Source organism: Flavivirga sp. 57AJ16 (assembly GCF_028736925.1).
Classification (GTDB): Bacteria; Bacteroidota; Bacteroidia; order Flavobacteriales; family Flavobacteriaceae; genus Flavivirga.
Map to the genome: position 1 here is coordinate 1 of NZ_JAQZAT010000045.1, position 1,466 is coordinate 1,466.

Consider the following 1,466-nt stretch of genomic DNA (forward strand, 5'->3'; position numbering starts at 1 on the left):
CCCACAGTAGAAATCAAAGAATCCCCAACTGCAACAGGCGCTATTGATATACCAGAAACAGTAACCCATGAAGACATAATATATCGTGTTACTGTAATTGGCGATGAGGCTTTTGCAGGTAATGGCTTAACAAGTGTTACCATTCCAGATAATGTCACTTCTATTGGTTCTAGAGCTTTTTATGATAATGTTTTAACAAGTGTAACCATTGGTAATAGTGTTACGGCAATTGGTGCTTATGCTTTTAGAAATAACGCCATAACAAGTGTTGTCATTCCAGATAGTGTCACAGATATTGGTTTTGATGCTTTTGCTCATAATGCCTTAACAAGTGTTACCATTGCTAATAGTGGTGTTACAGCTATTGGTCGAGGAGCTTTTTCTTACAATAATTTAACAAGTGTCACCATTCCAGATAGTGTCACTGCTATTAGCTATGGGGCTTTTGATAAAAATCCCTTAACAGAAGTTATTGTTCAAAGTGCTATTCCAGCAAGTATAGAAGACACTAGTTTTGGCAATCGCGCTATTGTATATCTAAATGTTCCGGAAAGCCTTAAACAGGATTATATAAATTCAGGTTGGACCGGTTTTCAAGATCAGCCAGTAGAAACGTTTACGCAAGATAATGTGAATTATGTAAAAACAGGAGAAGCAAGTGCTATAGTAATACAATCACCCAAGGCAACAGGCGCTATTGAAATCCCAGAAGCAATAATTTATCAAGGCATAACATATAATGTCACAGCCATTGAAGATTATGCTTTTGCTTATAATGCCTTAACAAGCGTAACCATTGGTAATAGTGTCACGACTATTGGTTATAGAGCTTTTTTACATAATGGGTTAACAAGTGTCACCATTGGCAATAGTGTCACTGCAATTGGTGATGAAGCTTTTAGAGGTAATGCCTTAGAAAAGGTTATGGCAAAAGGCATGACACCAGCAACGATTTTATCAGATACATTTGGAAATCGAGAAGAAATCGCATTAATGATACCAGAGGGCACTAAAGAAGCCTATGAGGCAGCAGGTTGGACAGGTTTTAAATCGATCACCGAAGATGATGAGACGTTAAGTATAACCGATAAGGACTTAAATACATCTGTACACTTAATTCTTAAAGATTCTTATTTAAAGATACAAAGCACTCAGGCAAATTTAAAAGCCTATGCGATTTATAATATCCTAGGTGTTAACATCCTTAAGGGCACAGCAGATAAAGTCGCTGTAGATAGGCTCTCCAGCGGGATGTATATAGCCGTTTTAAGTTTCGATAAAGGAACAATGAGCAAGAAGTTTATTATTGAGTAGGTGACTAATTAACTTAGTTTTAAAAGCCGCTTTTTTATGATTAAAAGCGGTTTTTTTATTGAAAAAGTTTAAATCACGTCATTACCTGTTATGGTTAAAAACCGACAATACAGCAACCTCTGATTTTTTAACAAAAAAGCATGAACCGTCAG

Annotated in this window: 1 protein-coding gene; it reads left to right on the forward strand. The window is 36.3% G+C overall.

What is annotated here, in order from left to right; all coding sequences use genetic code 11:
• Window positions 1–1,314, forward strand: a 1,314-nt coding sequence (locus PQO00_RS20260; RefSeq protein WP_274186677.1) for a leucine-rich repeat domain-containing protein, incomplete at its 5' end; no start/stop codon positions are given.
• Window positions 1,315–1,466: the final 152 nt, after the last annotated feature.